The organism is Acidovorax sp. LjRoot66, assembly GCF_964253305.1.
Classification (GTDB): domain Bacteria; phylum Pseudomonadota; class Gammaproteobacteria; order Burkholderiales; family Burkholderiaceae_C; genus Acidovorax.
The window spans coordinates 4,966,132-4,983,131 of the sequence record NZ_CAXUQU020000001.1 but is presented as its reverse complement, the minus strand read 5'-3'; the positions used below and the strand labels follow the sequence as shown (position 1 = coordinate 4,983,131).

At 64.6% G+C, this 17,000-nt stretch carries 17 protein-coding genes and 2 pseudogenes; 11 read left to right on the top strand and 8 right to left on the bottom strand.

Annotated features, from left to right (window positions below; all coding sequences use genetic code 11):
- Positions 1-31: 31 nt before the first annotated feature.
- From ACSQ3Y_RS23405 to ACSQ3Y_RS23390, 4 genes are all read right to left on the bottom strand, one after another.
- Positions 32-697, bottom strand: coding sequence for a winged helix-turn-helix domain-containing protein (locus tag ACSQ3Y_RS23405; protein WP_436179049.1), 666 nt, complete (start codon positions 695-697; stop codon positions 32-34).
- Positions 698-712: 15 nt separating this feature from the next.
- Complete coding sequence (locus tag ACSQ3Y_RS23400; RefSeq protein WP_436179048.1) at positions 713-1,258, bottom strand: cytochrome b/b6 domain-containing protein; 546 nt, start codon at positions 1,256-1,258, stop codon at positions 713-715.
- A gap of 53 nt (positions 1,259-1,311) precedes the next feature.
- Positions 1,312-1,569, bottom strand: coding sequence for a PepSY domain-containing protein (locus ACSQ3Y_RS23395; RefSeq protein WP_436179047.1), 258 nt, complete (start codon positions 1,567-1,569; stop codon positions 1,312-1,314).
- Between the two features lie 502 nt (positions 1,570-2,071).
- Complete coding sequence (locus tag ACSQ3Y_RS23390; protein ID WP_436179046.1) at positions 2,072-2,914, bottom strand: phytanoyl-CoA dioxygenase family protein; 843 nt, start codon at positions 2,912-2,914, stop codon at positions 2,072-2,074.
- Positions 2,915-3,014: 100 nt separating this feature from the next.
- On the opposite strand from ACSQ3Y_RS23390, the gene ACSQ3Y_RS23385 reads away from it, so the two are divergent.
- A complete protein-coding gene (locus tag ACSQ3Y_RS23385) occupies positions 3,015-3,797 on the top strand; it encodes an AraC family transcriptional regulator (RefSeq protein ID WP_436179045.1) in 783 nt (260 codons plus the stop codon).
- Positions 3,798-3,807: 10 nt separating this feature from the next.
- On the opposite strand, the gene ACSQ3Y_RS23380 is transcribed toward ACSQ3Y_RS23385, so the two are convergent.
- Complete coding sequence (locus ACSQ3Y_RS23380) at positions 3,808-4,779, bottom strand: DMT family transporter (protein WP_436179044.1); 972 nt, start codon at positions 4,777-4,779, stop codon at positions 3,808-3,810.
- A 432-nt stretch (positions 4,780-5,211) separates the two neighbouring features.
- Here ACSQ3Y_RS23380 and ACSQ3Y_RS23375 point away from each other — a divergent pair, with 432 nt between their 5' ends.
- The 10 genes and pseudogenes from ACSQ3Y_RS23375 to ACSQ3Y_RS23330 form a co-directional block, all read left to right on the top strand.
- Positions 5,212-6,312, top strand: coding sequence for an IS5 family transposase (locus tag ACSQ3Y_RS23375; RefSeq protein ID WP_436179043.1), 1,101 nt, complete (start codon positions 5,212-5,214; stop codon positions 6,310-6,312).
- Positions 6,313-6,529: 217 nt separating this feature from the next.
- A complete protein-coding gene (locus ACSQ3Y_RS23370) occupies positions 6,530-6,949 on the top strand; it encodes a transposase (protein ID WP_436179042.1) in 420 nt (139 codons plus the stop codon).
- Complete coding sequence (gene tnpB / locus ACSQ3Y_RS23365) at positions 6,946-7,284, top strand: IS66 family insertion sequence element accessory protein TnpB (RefSeq protein WP_055392902.1); 339 nt, start codon at positions 6,946-6,948, stop codon at positions 7,282-7,284. The genes ACSQ3Y_RS23370 and tnpB overlap by 4 nt, the downstream gene beginning before the upstream one ends.
- Positions 7,285-7,386: 102 nt before the next feature.
- Positions 7,387-8,892: an IS66 family transposase gene (gene tnpC, locus ACSQ3Y_RS23360; RefSeq protein WP_436179041.1), complete on the top strand. Its 1,506-nt coding sequence runs from the start codon at positions 7,387-7,389 to the stop codon at positions 8,890-8,892.
- A gap of 66 nt (positions 8,893-8,958) precedes the next feature.
- On the top strand, positions 8,959-10,188 hold the full coding sequence (locus ACSQ3Y_RS23355) for a tyrosine-type recombinase/integrase (RefSeq protein WP_436179040.1): 1,230 nt from the start codon (positions 8,959-8,961) through the stop codon (positions 10,186-10,188).
- Positions 10,185-11,138 (top strand): tyrosine-type recombinase/integrase, encoded by a 954-nt coding sequence (locus tag ACSQ3Y_RS23350; RefSeq protein WP_436179039.1) that lies wholly within the window; start codon positions 10,185-10,187, stop codon positions 11,136-11,138. Before ACSQ3Y_RS23355 ends, ACSQ3Y_RS23350 begins: the two co-directional genes overlap by 4 nt.
- Positions 11,135-12,139: a tyrosine-type recombinase/integrase gene (locus ACSQ3Y_RS23345; RefSeq protein ID WP_436179038.1), complete on the top strand. Its 1,005-nt coding sequence runs from the start codon at positions 11,135-11,137 to the stop codon at positions 12,137-12,139. Before ACSQ3Y_RS23350 ends, ACSQ3Y_RS23345 begins: the two co-directional genes overlap by 4 nt.
- A gap of 123 nt (positions 12,140-12,262) precedes the next feature.
- Positions 12,263-12,487, top strand: a pseudogene (locus tag ACSQ3Y_RS23340) (transposase domain-containing protein); the annotation flags it as partial.
- Positions 12,474-12,695, top strand: coding sequence for a hypothetical protein (locus ACSQ3Y_RS23335; RefSeq protein WP_436176463.1), 222 nt, complete (start codon positions 12,474-12,476; stop codon positions 12,693-12,695). The pseudogene ACSQ3Y_RS23340 and the gene ACSQ3Y_RS23335, both read left to right, overlap by 14 nt.
- Before the next feature lie 40 nt (positions 12,696-12,735).
- A pseudogene (locus ACSQ3Y_RS23330) lies at positions 12,736-13,179 on the top strand (IS3 family transposase); the annotation flags it as partial.
- Here the strand turns inward: ACSQ3Y_RS23330 and ACSQ3Y_RS23325 are convergent.
- From ACSQ3Y_RS23325 to gcvH, 3 genes are all read right to left on the bottom strand, one after another.
- The gene (locus ACSQ3Y_RS23325; RefSeq protein ID WP_436179037.1) at positions 13,173-13,418 is read right to left on the bottom strand and encodes a helix-turn-helix domain-containing protein; all 246 of its coding nucleotides are present in this window, start codon (positions 13,416-13,418) and stop codon (positions 13,173-13,175) included. The pseudogene ACSQ3Y_RS23330 and the gene ACSQ3Y_RS23325 sit on opposite strands and share 7 nt — an antisense overlap.
- 209 nt (positions 13,419-13,627) lie before the next feature.
- Positions 13,628-16,516: an aminomethyl-transferring glycine dehydrogenase gene (gcvP, locus tag ACSQ3Y_RS23320; RefSeq protein WP_436179036.1), complete on the bottom strand. Its 2,889-nt coding sequence runs from the start codon at positions 16,514-16,516 to the stop codon at positions 13,628-13,630.
- A 30-nt stretch (positions 16,517-16,546) separates the two neighbouring features.
- Positions 16,547-16,921, bottom strand: a complete 375-nt coding sequence (gene gcvH, locus ACSQ3Y_RS23315; RefSeq protein WP_057269794.1) for a glycine cleavage system protein GcvH — start codon at positions 16,919-16,921, stop codon at positions 16,547-16,549.
- Positions 16,922-17,000: the final 79 nt, after the last annotated feature.

Below are 17,000 nucleotides of genomic sequence, written 5' to 3'. Positions count from 1 at the left end.
TGGCGGCCTTGAAGTGCGAGTGTCCATCGCGTCAGCTGGTTTGGACCGGGTTGGGAATCATGTAGCCCATTCCGCGTACCGTTTGGATCATCTCCTTGCCCAGCTTGCTTCGCAGCTTGAAGATGTGCACCTGCAGTGCATTGCTGGCCAGCTCACTGTCCAGACCCAGTACCAGGGATTCCAGTTCGGTGGCGGACACGGTGCGCCCGGTGCGAAGAATCAGCGCTTCCAAGACCGCCCATTCCCGGGCGGTCAGCTCCACCCGTTGGCCGTCGAGCCATGCATCCTTGTTCGAAAGACTGATTGCGACCCGGCCAAATATCTTGCGCGGAGTGCCTCCGGTGATCCTGCGGGACAGTGCACGCAACCGGGCGCTCAGCTCTTCGGGGGCAAACGGTTTGACGAGAAAATCGTCCGCGCCACTGTCCAGCCCATGGATGCGGTCACTCAGCAAGTCCCGTGCTGTCAGAACCAGGGCAGGTGTTCTGGCACCTCTGGTTCGGAGGCCGCGCAGCCATTCCAGTGCAGATCCATCGGGCAGGTTCCAATCCAGTAGCCAGGCGTCATAGGGCTCGCTGATCAGGCCCTTGGCTTGCGCGAGGGTCGTGCACCAGTCGACCAGGTAGCCGTCGTGTTGCAGAAAATCCCGCAAACCTGCGCCCAGGGTTCGATCATCTTCAAGAAGCAGCAAACGCATACCGGTCGTATTCCATCAAAAGTGCTGCTTGACGCCTGTGACCATGGCCCGCACAAGGTGGACCCGCTCGATGCGTCCCATCGCAATGGCCGCTGCGCCGTGCAGGCCTGCTGAAATCAGCAATCCATTGGCAAGCCATTCATGGAGTTCCATCAGCCATTCCTTGCCGAAGAACGCATCAGTGGTCTGCATCCATCCTGTCGCTCCCAGGGCCAGCACCAGCGCCATCAGTGCCAGCATCATCAGGGCTCCGAAGGGATTGTGCCCCTGGTAGGCCAGATGCTCCCCGCGTTTCAGGGCGCTCACATGCCGCGAGAGCCTGCTGGGCGTGGGGAAAAAGTCGCTGAACCGGGCATGCTTGGTACCGACGAAGCCCCAGATCAGGCGGGCCACAACCAGCGAGCTGGCGATGTAGCCCACCCACTCATGGGCCGTCTTGCCATCTTCCAGGATGAATAGGTTCAAAATGACGCAAGCCACCAGGCTCCAGTGGAACAGGCGAACAAACGGATCCCAGACCTTGATGGCAGTGGATGCATGGGGTGCGGATGCAGCGGTCATGGTCAGCTCATTTCTTTGAGGGGATCGACTGTCAGGACGCGGTAGCCCGTCGTTTACTTTCGCTCCATCTCAGCGCCCGTTGCGGGATCAAAATAGCTCTCGACCTTCTTGCCGGCTTTGTCCATGCCGTAGATCTCGTAGCACTTGCCCTTGCTGACCTTGAAGGTCCTGATCTGGTAGCCCTGCTTCTCCAGACCGGCCTTGAAGTCCGCTTCCTTCATCCATTTGTTTTCGGGAGCATTGCAGGTGGGGCCAGCGAAAGCGGATACGCAGCTGAGGGCCAGAACGAGAGCGGTGATATGCAGTTTCATGGGTTGCCTTCGGGGTTTCATGGGGGTTGATGTGTGGACCGACTGCCCACGAACTGCATTGGAAGCCGCCCACATTAAGTGGGGATGAAGTTCAGGTCCGCTGGTCGCTTTGCCCACAAAGGCCGGACGAGGCTGTGGCGCCGGGCAGTTCGCTGGCGGGTTTTTTCGAGCCGGTGCGCAGGGGCTTCTATCCACTGTTGGATGTGGAAATTCCGAGGCCCGTCAGTTCCTCACAGCTGCCCTGCGCAGTTTTGATGGGCATGCATTTGCGGGACCGTACACTGGATGACCGGCATCGCCGTCGATCAGTCCGGGAGGTACCGTGCTTTGCTGGATGCCGCTGCTGTGGCAGCTTCCGCATCGATCTGGGATTTTTCACTCGTCCTGACGGGGGCTTCGGCCCGAGCAAGGGCCTGGCGTTCACCGCTGTCGTCGGCTACGGGGGCATCGTGTCCCGCGTCTGCTGTTCACCGGCGGGGCGTATGTCCGCGTAGCAATGCGTTCATGTGGTCAACGGCCACAGCACCGGAAACAGCGCATGCTCCATCGCCGCCCCCGCTGGCAACTGTTCCACCAGCCCCGGAAAATCCGGCGAGGTCTTCCAGCGCCGTGGCGCATGCGTGATGTCGTCGCCAATCATGCGCACCGAGAACACGCGGCGCCTGCGCCCGGGCTCCAGGCCGGCCGAGGCGTGCAGGGTCAGCATATTGAAGGCAATCGCGTCGCCGGGCTCCACGGCCCAGCCGCGGATGTCGTAGGCCGCGCGGTCGGCCTCGATGTCGGGCAGGTCGGCCAGGGCGCCTTCGGGGAACCATTTGGCCTCGTTGCTCATGAAGGTGCGCGGCATGAGCCAGGGGCCGCGGTGCGAGCCCGCCACCAGCTCCAGCGTCGAGGCGCGCGAGACAGGGTCGACGGGGATCCAGAAGCTCACGTTCTGGCTGCCTTCGATGTTGTAGTAGGGCTGGTCCTGGTGCCAGGGCGTGCGCTGGCGCGTGCCCGACTCCTTGGTGAGCATGTGGTCGTGGTAGAGCCGTATTTGGCTGCTGCCCGTGAGCTTGGCCGCGATCTCGGGCAGGGCGGATTGCGAGATCACGTCCCAGTACGCGGGTATCTCCTGCCAGTTGCAGAAGTCCTCGATGAAGAAGCCCGGATCGTCGGCGCGGCTGGCCACCTTGGCGCGCGGGCTGGGGGCGGCAAGGTTGGCGTCGATGCCCTCGCGCAGCCGCTCGACCTCGGCGGGGCGCAGCACCCCGCGCAGGCAGACCACGCCGTCGCGGGCAAACTTCTCGGCCATGGCGCTGGCGGAGGATTGTGCGTCGAATTCGCTGGGGTGGTTGGTGGGCATGGTGTTCGTTTCCTGGTCTGGTGCGGGCAGAATCAGTCTAAATTGGCCCGATTCAATCAAATACGCCTGTTCGGACAAGCGATCAGTGAAGCCAGACAAGATGAACCTCCCCAAGGCCGCTCGCAAGCCCCCGTCCCATGCTGCGCCGCCCATGCAGTTCAAGGTGGTGCACCTGCAGCCCGGTGGTGCCGACCCGGCCGATAGCCATGCGGCAGGGCAGTTCGTGCATGCGCTGTCGGGCGTGATCGAGGTGGGCATGGGCGGGCAGGTGTTCCTCGCGCCGCCGCAGTACGGCGTGTGGATACCGCCGCACCTGGAGCATGTGTCGAGCAACCGCCATGCGGCCAGCTACGCCACGGTCTACGTGGCCGAGGCCCTGTGCGCCGCATTGCCGCGCCAGCCCTGCACCATGGTCATCAGCCCGCTGATTCACGCCGTGCTGGACACCCTGCACAGCCGCGGCATCGACGTGCCGCGCAGCGCCCCCGATCAGCGTCTGTTCGAGGTGCTGCTGGACGAGTTGCGCGTGGCGCCCAGCCACGACAGCTACCTGCCCACCTCGCAAGACCCCTTGCTGGGCCGCGTGCTCGGCGCGCTGCAGGCCAGTCCTTGGGACGCCCGCTCGCTGGCCGACTGGGCGGCTTTGGTGCACACCACCGAGCGCACCCTGGCCCGGCGCTGCGAACGCGACCTGCACATGCCCTTTGGCGAATGGCGCCAGCGCCTGAAGGTGGTGCGCGGCATCGCGCTGCTGGAGGCCGGCCGCGCGGTCAAGGACGTGGCGCTGGAGCTGGGCTACAGCGCGCCCTCGGCCTTCATCGCCATGTTCCACAAGCAACTGGGCATGACGCCGCAGGCCTATCTTCGGCAGAAGACAGGTTGATGGAGCGCGCTCAGCTCTTCGCGGTGCTGTCGTTGGCGGCGCGCTTTGACTTCGGCGCGATGAACCCGGTGGACAGCCCCACGCCGCACACAATGACGGCCGCGCAGACCAGCATCCACTGCGTGATGCTTTCATCGAGAAAGACCACCCCGTAAAAGGTGGCGAACACCGGCAGCAAAAACGTGACCGTGAGCGCGCGCGCAGGGCCCGCGCGCTCGATCAGGCGAAAGAACAGGAAGTACGCCACGCCCGTGCACAGCACGCCCAGCGCCAGGATGGCCAGCCAGGCCCGCAGCGAGGGCATGTGCTGGGGCCAGTACACGATGGCCGGCACTGCGAGCAGCAGCGATGCGCCGATCTGGCTGCCGGTTGCAGTGGCCAGGGGCGGCACCCCGGTGAGGTAGCGGCGTGTCGCGCTGGCGGCGATGCCGTAGCACAGGCAGGCCAGCAGACAGGCCCCGATGGCCCAGAGTGCTGCGTTGTTGCCCGCGCCATCGCCATGGCGCAGCCCGGCATTGCCGCTGGCCAGCATGACCACGCCTGTGAAGCCGATGGCCAGCCCCACCAGCCGCCAGTTGTCCGGCCGCTCGCGAAACCACACCCACGCCACCAGGGCACCGAACATCGGGGCCGTGGCATTGAGCACCGCCGCCAGGCTGCTGTTGATGGTGAGCAGCGCAAAGCTGAACAGCGCAAACGGCAGGCCCGAGTTGAAGACGCCGATGCCCATGGTGGCGCGCCAGTGCTGGACCAGCGCCGCCCCTTGGCCGCGCAGCATCATCAGGGGAAATAGGAACAGGGCGCCGATGCTGACCCGGGCCGCAGCGGTGGGCAGCGCCCCGAACTCGGCGGCGCCCATGCGCATGAACAGGAAGGACGCACCCCAGAGCGCCGCCAGCAGCACGAGGTCAATCACCCAGGCCTTGGTGTTGCTGCTGTTGTTGTTTGTCTGTTGCGGGGCCGGGGGCGTTGTTGTGGTCATGGGGGTCGCTCGTTGCGCGGGCTTTGTCTGGAGGGCCTGCATGCGATTGGGCGCCAGATCGGCAGTGTCATTGATGCTGTTTTTTCACCAATGGAGGATGGTTTGTTCATCAATCAACAAGGGCGTGAAGTGTGAAATAGATCACATGCATTCTTTGGGGCCGGGGCTATGATTTATTCGTCGACCCGCTGTGGTCGGCTCCTCCCCCTTGTGCAAGCAAGTTGCCCGCCTTCGTGCGGGCTTTTTTTGTGCCTTGGCGCGCGGTGGTGTGGGTGTTTTATGGCTTTTCGGTGCTGGTTGCTGTGTGCATTTGTGGAGGGCGGGGGCCGGGGTGTGCGCCCGGCGGCGCAGTAACTTTCTCTTGCGTCGCCAAAGAGGGTGTAGAAGAAATAAATTATAATAGCGCCGCATTGACCAAGCAGGAGCAGCGCAATGGCAAAGACAGGCCGACCACCCGTGATCCCCCCTGGCGAGTACGCCACCTTGCGCGAGGTGGTGCGCGACAACCCGCAGGCGACGCTGCCCGAGTTGGCGCTGGCCTGGGCCGATCACATGGGCCGCAGCGCCCCCAGCACGGTGACTCTGCGCGCAGCACTGAAGGCTGCCGGCCTGCAGCGAGCGCGGCCCAAGTCGCAGCTGTCCCGCTCGCAGCCTGGTCAGCCTGGCACGCGCTACGGCTACACCGCCCAGCATCGGCCCGCCAGTCAATCCGGCAACGCCATTGCCGGTGCCCTGACCGATGCCGAATGGGCGCTGGCGCAGGACCTGTTCGAGCCCCAACCGGGCTCGCGTGGCAGACCGGCCACCTACTCGCGGCGCAGCGTTGTCGATGCCTGCTGCTATGTGCTGCGCACCGGCTCGTCCTGGCGCAACCTGCCGGTGCAGATCTATCCGCCCTGGCAGTCCGTGCAGAAGGCCTTCGTCAACTGGGCCCGCCAAGGCAAGTTCGAAGCGCTGCACGAGCGTCTGCGCCAGCAATGGCGCCAACGCCTGGAGCGCGCTGCGCAGCCCAGCGAGGCCATCATCGACTCGCAGTCCAACCGGGGCAGCCCTCAGGGTGGTACCTTGGGCTTCGATGCAGGCAAGAAGGTGCAGGGGCGCAAGCGCCATCTGGTCGTGGACACGCTGGGCCTGCTGCTTGCGGTGGTGATCACCAGTGCAGCCGTGCAGGACCGCGACGCGGCCGCGCAAGCGGTAGCACAGGCGTGCAAGCGCACAGATGGCTCGTTCAAGACGTTGTGGGCCGACAGCGCGTACGCCGGGCAATGCGCCCAGCAGATCGAGAAGGCGCACCACGTACAGGTGCGCATCGTGCGCCACAGTGCCCGCCACCGCTGGGACGATGCCCAGCAGCCGCTGTGGAGCGACGAGCAGCCTGCCCCCATCGCCAAGAAGCGCTGGGTCGTGGAGCGCACCCATGCATGGCTGGAGCGCAACCGCAGGCTTGTGATGCACCACGACCGCAAGCCGTTTTATGCGGCTGCGTGGGTGTGGCTTGCGCAGGCTCGGATGTTGTTGGGTCGGTTGAAATAGATTTCTTTTACACCCTCCAAGAGAAAGTCACCAAAGAGAAGACGCCCCCCAGTCTGCGTCCCCCGTTCACCCTGTCGGGCGAACGGGGGCAACCTGCGATGCTCGGAGCTGGGGTGGTGCCGCAGAACTCGCTGCGTTTGGCCGTTGGCCAAACTCCGTTCAAACGTAAGCGGCCAGCCATGGCATCTTGAAACAATGGCGTACTCGTAGGAGCCTCGTGTCCACCTCAACTCTAGGTGGACACGTGAACACTACTCCTGAACAAAGCGGCGAAGGTCGTCGGCGCCGACGCTTGCACAGTGACGAATTCAAAGCGAACGCAGTGGCGTCATGCATGCAGCCAGGCATCTCGATGGCTGCGGTGGCGATGGCCAATGGGATCAACGCGAACCTTCTGCGCCGCTGGGTGCAGTCTGCCGAGATGCGCCCCGGTAGCGTCGTTCCAGATGCACCGCCGGCGCCCAAGCGCCAGGGGGCAAACACACCTACAGCCTTCGTGCCGATGCAGCTACCCGCCAAGGCTGCTGCGGCTGACATCCGCATTGAACTGCGTCGCGGCAATACCTCGATCTCCATGACATGGCCCATCGATGCCGCCAGCGAGTGCGCGGCCTGGGTGCGCGAGCTGCTTCGATGATGCGCATCGATGCCATGTGGCTCGCAGTGGACCCCGTGGACATGCGTGCCGGCGCCGACCGCCTGATCGCCCGCGTGGTGCAAGTCTTCGGCGCCGCGCAGGCCCACCACGGCTACCTCTTTGCCAATGCGCGCGGCACGCGGATGAAGCTGGTGGTGCATGACGGCTTTGGCGTATGGTGCGCAACGCGCCGGCTCAACCAGGGACGCTTCGCTTGGCCCAGCGATGGGGCGCCGCTGCAGCAACCCGCACTCACGCAGGCCCAGTTCGAAGCCCTGATCGTGGGCCTGCCGTGGCAGCGGCTCGCGCACATGCAGACCATCACGCGCGTGTGATGGTGTGTGACGGATAGCCCCGTGCGCGCCGGTGAGGGTCGCGCCCGGGGCAATTCGAGAATGCCCCGATGACATCCATCGCCAAGCTTCGGACAATGGCGCATGCTCGATGTGAATGCGCTCAAAGCCCAGGACCTCCAAGGTCTGAGCCAGAGCGCCATGGTCGAGTTGGCCACAGAGATGCTGGCCCGGATCGCGGCGATGAACACTCTGCTGCAGGCACGCGACAAGCAGGCAGCCGAGCACGCCCAGGAGATCAAGTTCAAGGACACCAAGCTGGAGCGCATCACGCACGAGCTGGCGCGTCTGAAGGCCTGGAAGTTCGGAGCCAAGACCGAACGCATGAACGCCGGGCAGCGGCAGATGTTCGAAGAGACAGCGGCCGAGGATGAGGCCAGCCTGCAGGCCCAACTGCTGGCCTTGCAGGGCACATCCGAGCCGAGCACCTCGCCTGCGGCAGGCACCAAGCGCCAGCCGCGTCGCCAACCGCTGCCAGAGCACCTGCGCCGCGTCGAGCATCGCCACGAACCCGAGAACACCACATGCACATCGCCTGGGTGCGGTCGGGCAATGGTGCGTATTGGCGAAGACGTGAGCGAGCGGCTGGATATCGTTCCAGCCGAATTCTTCGTGCAGCGCCACGTGCGCGGCAAGTGGGCCTGCAAGTGCTGCCAGCTACTGGTGCAAGAGCCCGTCGAGCCTCAGATCATCGACAAGGGCATGCCGACATCGGGGCTGCTCGCGCACACACTGGTCAGCCGCTTCGTGGACCATCTGCCGTACTACCGGCAAGAACAGATCAATGCCCGCGCTGGCGTGCACACGCCGCGCTCGACGTTGGCTGCGTGGTCTGGAGCTGCTGGGGCCAGCCTGCAGCCGCTGTATGACGCGCATCGTGCGTTCGTGCTGGGAGCGCAGGTACTGCACGCCGATGAAACACCGGTGAGGATGCTCGACCCCGGGGCAGGCAAGACCACCAAGGCCTACATCTGGGCGTATGCCCGAGGCGAGCACAACTGCACTCCTGGCGTGATCTACGACTTCTGCGCAGGTCGGGGTGCAAAGTATCCAATGGCGTTCCTGCAAGGCTGGTGCGGCACCATCACCTGTGACGACTACAAGGCGTACGACGCGGTGTTGCGCACAGAAGGACGCAAAGAGGCTGGGTGCCTGGCGCATGCGCGCCGCAAGTTCGATGAACTGGCCAAAGCTCATGCAAGCCCGGTAGCTGCACAGGCCATCCAGCGCATGGCCGCGCTGTACCGAATCGAGCAGCAAGCGCGGGAGATGACAGCGGCGGATCGGTTGGCACTACGCCAGTTGCACGCACAGCCGCTGTGGGACGAGTTGCACGTGTGGCTGCGGCTGGAGAGAACCCGGGTGGCGGACGGTGGGGGCATCGCCGCTGCTCTGGACTACAGCCTCAAGCGCTGGGAGGCACTGGGGCGCTTCCTGCACGATGGTGATGTCAGTATCGACAACAACCACGTCGAGCGCATGATGCTCCCATGGGCGATGGGGCGCAATAAGGCGAACTCCGGTTTTATGCTCAGTCGACGCCGCGATGTTCAGTCGGTGGCGCTTCCTGCCTTTGCCGCGTCGGTCTGATCACCTGCTGGACTTCGCATAAGAAGTCGCGTCTCCTGGGGGGCCAACCCCCTTCAGGAGATCGCGATGGATGTCTTCGATGCCCTCACGGAACTGGCCGCTGCTCGACTTCGGGTGAGCGCTCTTGCCCCCTTTGTTCAGCCCTTCTGGGATCGGCTGAACGAGCAGCGTTACTCGCCGGGCACGGCTCGCCAGTACATGAACTGCGTTGCCCACTTCGCCCACTGGTTAAGGCGCCGTCGCGTCTCCCTTCAGACTCTCGATCAACACGTCGTTGCCTTCGTTGACGAACACCTGCCGCGCTGCACTTGCGCCGCTCCGGTGCAGCGCAGCCGCAACCAGGTCCGCGCGGCTCTGCATCATCTGTTGGCTGTTGTTTGCGCTTCGGGCGTCCAGCAAGATTCCCGACAGAGCAGTCTGATCGACGAGCAATTGCTGCGCTTTGACGAGCACCTGCTGCACGCGAAGGGACTCGTTGGCAGCACGCGTCTTCGGCGCACGAAGATCATTCATGCGTTGCTGTCTATGACATCGAACTCGACGACGCCGTCGGCCGATGAGTTGCGGCAATTCCTGGCCCAAGAGCTCTCGCGGGTGAGCGCCGCCAGCGGCGGCGTCACCGCGACCGCAGTGCGCAGCTACCTGCACTTCCGCGCCTTCGAAGGCGATCACGTCGAGCACCTACTGCCTGTGGTTGCCGCGCCGGCGCACTGGCGTCTTGCACCCTTGCCACAGACGCTCGCCCCGGACGAGGTCAGTCGGCTGCTGGTTGCCTTCCCGGTGGATCTGCCATCGCGCCTGCGCTGCTACGCCCTCGTGCGCTGCGTCGTTGACCTCGGCTTACGAAGCAGCGAGGCGATCGCGCTGGAACTCGACGACATCGACTGGGTGGCCGGCACCGTGCGCATCGGCACAAGCAAATCGCGACGCGCTGATGTGCTGCCGCTACCACAACTCACCGGTGCCGCCATTGCTGACTACGTACGATCGGAACGACCCCAGACCACAAGCCACCGGGTCTTCGTTCGGCATGTGGCGCCTGTAGATGAACCAGTGACCGCCGACGTCGTCAGGCGTGCCGTGCGCCAGGCCTATCGGCGCGCCGGGTTGCAATACACCCGGGTGCACATTCTTCGGCATACGCTGGCCAGCCGGCTCCTGAACACCGGCGGCACGCTCAAGGAAGTCGCCGATGTGCTTCGCCATCGCGAACTAGACACTTCACTCATCTATGCCAAGGTCGACTTCACTCGGCTGGGTGCGGTGGCCATGCCCTGGCCCGGGAGCCGGCCATGAGTGCGGCAACAACAATGCAAGCCGCAGTGGAGCGCTATCTCGAGGATCGCCGCCGCCTGGGTTTTGCGCTGACGGCACCGGCCACCGAGCTCGCCCGATTTGCCCGGTACGCCGATGCACGAGAGCACCGAGGCCCGCTCACGCAGGAGTTGATGCTCGGCTGGGCACGGGAGCATGTGCATCGAACCAGCGATGTGACTGCGGCACGCCGGCTGGAGATCCTGCTTCCATTCGCCGCGCACTACCGGCAGTTCGAACCGGCCACGGAGATTCCCCCGAGGGGGATTCTGGGTCGTGGTCATCGGCGCTTGGCGCCACACATTTACACGGACCAGGAGATCATCCAACTGCTGGACGCTGCCGGCGGACTGACCTTGACTTGGCCTCTTCGAGCGCTGACCTACCGCAGCCTGTTCGGGCTGATCGCAGCGGCTGGCCTCAGGCTGTCTGAAGCGCTGATGCTCACGATGGGCGACGTCGACCTACAGGCAGCCGCGCTCACCGTGCGCCAGACCAAGTTCCACAAGTCCCGCTGCCTGCCGCTTCATCCGAGCACAGTGCAAGAACTCAGGCGGTACCGGCAAGCCCGTGACCGATGCCGGAGCACCGACGATAGCGCCCCGTTCTTCGCCTCGCACGATGGTGGGCATCTTCCCAAACGCACAGTAGAGAACGTCTTCCGGCGCCTGCAGCCAAGACTCGGCTGGCGTGCCCGGGGGGATCATCCATACCCCCGGATCCACGATCTGAGGCACACGATGGCGGTCCGGCGCTTGCAGTGCTGGCGCGAGTCTGGTCAGTCGATCGACCAAGCGATGTTCTGGCTGTGCACCTATCTGGGCCACGCCAAGATATCCGACACCTACTGGTACCTGTCCGGCATCCCCGAGCTGATGGACACCATCAGCGCGAGGTTCGAGCGCTTCGTCGCGCAGGGGGACGAACAATGAGCAGTCAGACCACACCGACGTTCGCCGGTCTTGTGCAGGAATTCTTCACCGACTACATGGTGCAGCAGCGCGGCTTGAGCTCGCGCACGGTGGCGTCATATCGGGACACCTTCGTGCTGTTGCTGCGCTTCGCTGAAGACAAGCGACATCTGCCGGCGCACGGGATGACGATGGCCGACCTGAATGCCCGGTTCCTGGCCGACTTCCTGGATCACCTGGAGGTCCATCGGCACAACTGCGTGCGAAGTCGCAATGTTCGATTGGCCGCGGTACGGGCGTTCCTGAAGTTCGCCGCCAGGCGTGACCTGGCCAACCTGGGGGTGATCGAGAACGCGTTGGCCGTGCCGATGAAGCGCTTCGAGCGCAAGATGGTCGGCTTCGTGCCACACGAGCAGATGCTGGCGGTGATCGACGTGGCGATCGACACCTGGATCGGGCAGCGTGACCGACTGATGCTGACTCTCATGTTCAACACGGGCGCTCGCGTCTCCGAGATCATCGGCGTGCGAGTGGCCGACGTCGTGCTCGGGCCGAGCAACAGCATCCGACTGCACGGCAAGGGGCGCAAGCAGCGCTCGCTGCCGTTGTGGAAGAGTTCGGCGCGGGCCGTGCGCGAATGGCTGCATTTGAATCCGCAGTTACACGAGGATTCGCCGCTGCTGCCTACACGAGACGGACGGGCGATGACCAGGGCCAACATCGCCCAGCGGCTGAAGCTGGCCGTTGACGTGGCATCGGTCAAACACACGCAGCTCAAGACGATGTCGGTGTCGCCGCATGTCGTGCGGCACTCGACTGCAATGAGCCTGCTGCAGTCCGGGGTCGACCCTTGCGAGATCGCGCTCTGGCTGGGGCACGAGAGTCCGTCGACAACTCACATGTACGTCGAGGCAGACCTGGCCATGAAGGAGCGCGCGTTGGCGCGTCTGAAGCAGCCTGAGGTCAAGCAAACGCGGTACCAGGCGCCGAAAGCCCTGTTGGCATTCCTGCAAGGGTTGTGATTATGCGAAGCGGTATCGGTGCCTTGGGCCGGCCTGGCCCTGGTCGCCGACACCACAGCGCCGAGCCGACTGCGCATAAAACCGGAGTTCGCCTTATTGCGCTTATGCGTAGCTGCGCATAAGCGCAAAGCGTGGCTCTTCTGTGGCAGCGAACTGGCTGGTCAGCGGGCCGCCATGGTGATGAGCCTCGTGCAGTCAGCCAAGCTGCATGGGCACGATCCCTGGGGTTACGTCAAGGACGTGCTGGAGCGGCTGCAAGCGCACCCGAACCACCGGATTGATGAGTTGCTGCCGCATCGCTGGAGCCCTGCGGAAGACGGCAAAATGCCGTCGCATGAAGAACATTGAAGCACTCATCGACGACGGCGGCGACATCACCCTTGGTGCGATCTACCCGATCAAATGCGCAGCCACAGCTGCTGACGGCCACAACAGTGTGGCCATGCTGGTTCGCCGGGAAGGTGAGACGCTGAACGCGTTGCTCAAGAGGCTGGACAAAGCCATCGGTAAGTTCTACGACGGCGGGGACGCGGTTGACGAGATCAACGGCTACTGAGGCGATCAGCGTCGCCGTCAAGGTGGCATGGCTGGCCGCTTACCTCTATCTGGCCGTGGTGCTGGATCTGTTCTCTCGCAAGGTGGTGGGCTGGGCCATGGCCCCGAGCATGCCAGCGCAACTGGTGTGTGAGGCGCTGCGCATGGCCATTGCAAGCCGCCGTCCCCAGCCGGGCTTGCTGGTGCATTCCGACCGAGGCAGCCAGTACGCCAGCCAACCGCACATGGGGCTGCTGCAGCGCCACGGGCTGGTGTGCAGCATGAGCCGCAAAGGCAACTGCTGGGACAACGCAGTGATGGAGCGATTCTTCCTGAATCTGAAGATGGAGCGTCTGTGGCAGCGTGACTATGCAAACCATGCCGAGGCCAAGGCGGACATCGCGGATTACATCGTGGGCTTCTACAACCCCACCAGGCTGCACTCCACGCTGGGATACCAGTCACCCAACAACTACGAGCTGCAGCAGGAGGCGGCAACTTACTGAACTTGAACATCCCCTATCGGAATGTCCGAAAAAACTTGACCATGACACTCAGGAGAACAAATGGCAGGGCTGTTCAAGGGCCTGCGTGAGCGATCCAGCAGTCCTTGATCGCCATGCTGCTCAAAGCGGTGCAGCCACTTGTATGCAGTCGTAGGACTGATGCAAAAGCGCCGGCACAGATCGCGCAGGTTGGCGCCTTCTTGCCGTGCCAGCTCAACAAATTCGTGTTTCAGAGTCATGGTGTTGCAAGCCTTCCATGGCATAGGGACCTCCGGCAAAGTTTGCCGAAAGTGTTCACCATGTCCCCGCACACCTGTTCACCATGTCTCCGGTCTATACAGCGAAGCAAAGAACAAGTACCTCGGCCGCCGGGCCGGGACCCGGCCTCCGCCGTTAGCAAAAGAACGGAAGCAACCATAGCCCCCGATGCACAAAGCGATTCAGCAGCTCAGGCGTAATCGCTGACCGGAATGCAACTGCACGCCAGATTGCGATCCCCCCACACATTGTCCACCCGCCCCACAGGCGACCAGTATTTCGCACTGCGCAGAGCAGCCACAGGATAGGCCGCCGTCTCACGCGAGTACGGACGTGTCCACTCGCCAATGAGCAGGCTCTCTGCCGTATGCGGTGCATTCTTCAGCGGGTTGTTGTCCTGCGGCCAGGCGCCGGCCTCGATCTGGCGGATCTCCTCGCGGATGGCGATCATCGCGTCGATGAAGCGGTCGATCTCGAACAGCGTCTCGCTCTCGGTGGGCTCGACCATCAGCGTGTTGGGCACGGGGAAGCTCAGCGTGGGCGCGTGAAAGCCGTAGTCGATCAGGCGCTTGGCGACATCCTCGGCCATCACGCCGCTGGTGTCCTTCAACTGGCGCAGGTCCAGGATGCACTCGTGCGCCACATGGCCATTGGCGCTCGCGTACAGCGTGGGGTAGTGGTCCTTCAGGCGCGCGCTGATGTAGTTGGCCGAGAGGATGGCGGTCTCGGTCGCGGCCTGCAGGCCTTCGGCGCCCATCATGCGGCAGTACATCCAGCTGATGGGCAGCACGGCCGCATTGCCCAGGGGCGCGGCCGAGACGGCGCCTACGCCGCCAGGCACACCGCCCGTGGCATGGCCGGGCAGGTAGGGCACGAGGTCGGCCACTACGCACACGGGGCCCACGCCGGGGCCGCCACCGCCGTGGGGGATGCAGAAGGTCTTGTGCAGGTTCAGGTGGCTCACGTCGCCGCCGAACTCGCCGGGGGCGGCCACGCCCACCAGGGCGTTCATGTTGGCACCGTCCACGTAGACCCGGCCGCCATGCTGGTGCACCAGGGCGCACAGCTCCTTGACCTGGGTCTCGAACACGCCGTGCGTGCTGGGGTAGGTGATCATCACGGCGGCCAGGTTGCCGCTGTGCTGCTCGCACTTGGCCTGCAGGTCCGCCATGTCCACGTTGCCGTTGGCGTCACAGGCGGTCACCACCACCTGCATGCCCACCATCTGCGCGCTGGCGGGGTTGGTGCCGTGCGCGCTGCTGGGGATCAGGCAGATGTTGCGGTGGCCATGGCCCTGGGCCTCATGGTAGGCCTTGATGGCCAGCAGGCCCGCGTACTCGCCCTGCGAGCCGGCATTGGGCTGCAGGCTGATGCCGGCGTAGCCCGTGGCCTGGCACAGCCAGGCGCGCAGTTGCTCGTCGAGCTCGCGGTAGCCTTCGAGCTGATTGGCGGGGGCGAAGGGGTGTACCTGGGCGAACTCGGGCCAGGTGATGGGGATCATCTCGCTCGTGGCATTGAGCTTCATGGTGCAACTGCCCAGCGGGATCATGCTGCGGTCCAGCGCCAGGTCCTTGTCCGACAGCTGGCGGATGTAGCGCAGCATGCCGGTCTCACTGTGGTGGGTGTTGAACACCGGGTGCGTGAGGTAGCTGCTGGTACGGCGCAGCTCGGCGGGGATCAGCGGCTCCACGCCCTTCTCGAACGCATCGAAGGTGGGCAGGGCCTGGCCGTCCTTGGCGAAGACCTTCCACAACAGGGCGATGTCGGCACGGGTGGTGGTCTCGTCGAGCGAGATGCACAGGTAGTGCTCGAAGTACACGCGCAGGTTGGCACCCAGTTGCACGGCGCGCGCTGCGATGGCGGCGGTGGCGCCATCGGTCTTGAGGCTCAGGGTGTCGAACGTGGCCTGCGGGCGCACGGGGGCGCCCAGTTGCTCCAGGCCCTTGGCCAGGATGGCGGTATAGCTGGCCACGCGCTGGGCAATGCGCTTCAAGCCCTCGGGGCCGTGGTACACGGCGTACATGCTGGCCACCACGGCCGGCAGCACCTGGGCGGTGCAGATGTTGGAGGTGGCCTTCTCGCGGCGGATGTGCTGCTCGCGCGTCTGCAGTGCCAGGCGGTAGGCGGGCTTGCCGTGCACGTCCACGCTCACGCCGACCAGGCGGCCGGGCAGGGAGCGCTTGAACTCGTCGCGGCAGGCCATGTAGGCGGCGTGCGGGCCGCCCGCGCCCATGGGCATGCCAAAGCGCTGCGTGGTACCCACGACGATGTCGGCGCCCCATTCGCCGGGCGGGGTGATGAGGGTCAGCGCCAGCAGGTCGGCTGCGGCGATGAATGCGGCCTGCTTGGCGTGGGCCTTCTCCACGTCGGCACGCAGGTCGTCGATGCGGCCGCTGGTGGCGGGGTACTGGGCCAGCACGGCGAAGTAGTCGCCGTCCAGAGCGGCGTGCCACTCGGGCGCGGAATTGGCCAGCACCACCTCGATGTTCAGCGGCCTGGCGCGGGTCTGGATGACCTCGATGGTCTGCGGGTGCGCGTCACCGGCCACGATGAAGCGGTTGCTCTTGCTCTTGACAGAGCGCTTGGCCAGCGTCATGGCCTCGGCCGCGGCCGTGGCCTCGTCGAGCATGGAGGCGTTGGCGATCGGCATGCCGGTCAGGTCGCAGACCATGGTCTGGAAGTTGACCAGCGCCTCCATGCGGCCCTGCGAGATCTCGGCCTGGTAGGGCGTGTAGGCCGTGTACCAGGCCGGGTTCTCGAGGACGTTGCGCAAGATCACGCCCGGCGTGTGCGTGCCGTAGTAGCCCTGCCCGATGAAGCTCCTCAGGACCTGGTTCTTGCCTGCCATGGCCTTGAGCTCTGCCAGGGCCGCCGCTTCCGTCACAGGCAGCGGCAGGTCCATGGCCGTGCTGCGCGCAATCGAGCGCGGCACGATGCTCTCGATGAGGGCGCGGCGCGAGGCCTCGCCGATCACCGACAGCATGTGCGCCTCGTCGGCCGCATCGATGCCGATATGGCGGGGCAGGAATTCGGTGGTGTTTTCGAGCGCGCCGAGCGGCAGGGCGGATTGCATCAACATGGGGCAGGTCTCAGGCAGGGGCGGTTGCAGTTATGCGTTTTTCGCGAACTCGGTGTAGTCGGTCTCGCTCAGGAGGGCGTCGAGCTGGCCGGCATCGCTGAGCTTGACCTTGAAGAACCAGCCGGCGTTCAGGGGATCGGAATTGGCCAGCGAGGGGTCGGCGCGCAGGGCTTCGTTGACCTCGACGATCTCGCCCGAGACGGGCATGTACACGTCAGCTGCGGCCTTGACAGACTCGACCACGCCGGCGACTTCGCCCTGGGCAAAGGTCTTGCCGACTTCGGGGAGGTCCACGAACACCACGTCACCCAGGGCGTCCTGGGCATGCACGGTGATGCCCACGACAGCGGCAGCCGCGTCGGCGGCGTTGATCCATTCGTGGTCTTTGGAGAATTTGACGGTCATGGGGAAGCTCCTGTGGCTCTTGAAAAATGAAGGAATCTGCAATGTAAGCGGCATCGGCCCACGCAGGGGCCGTGCCAGG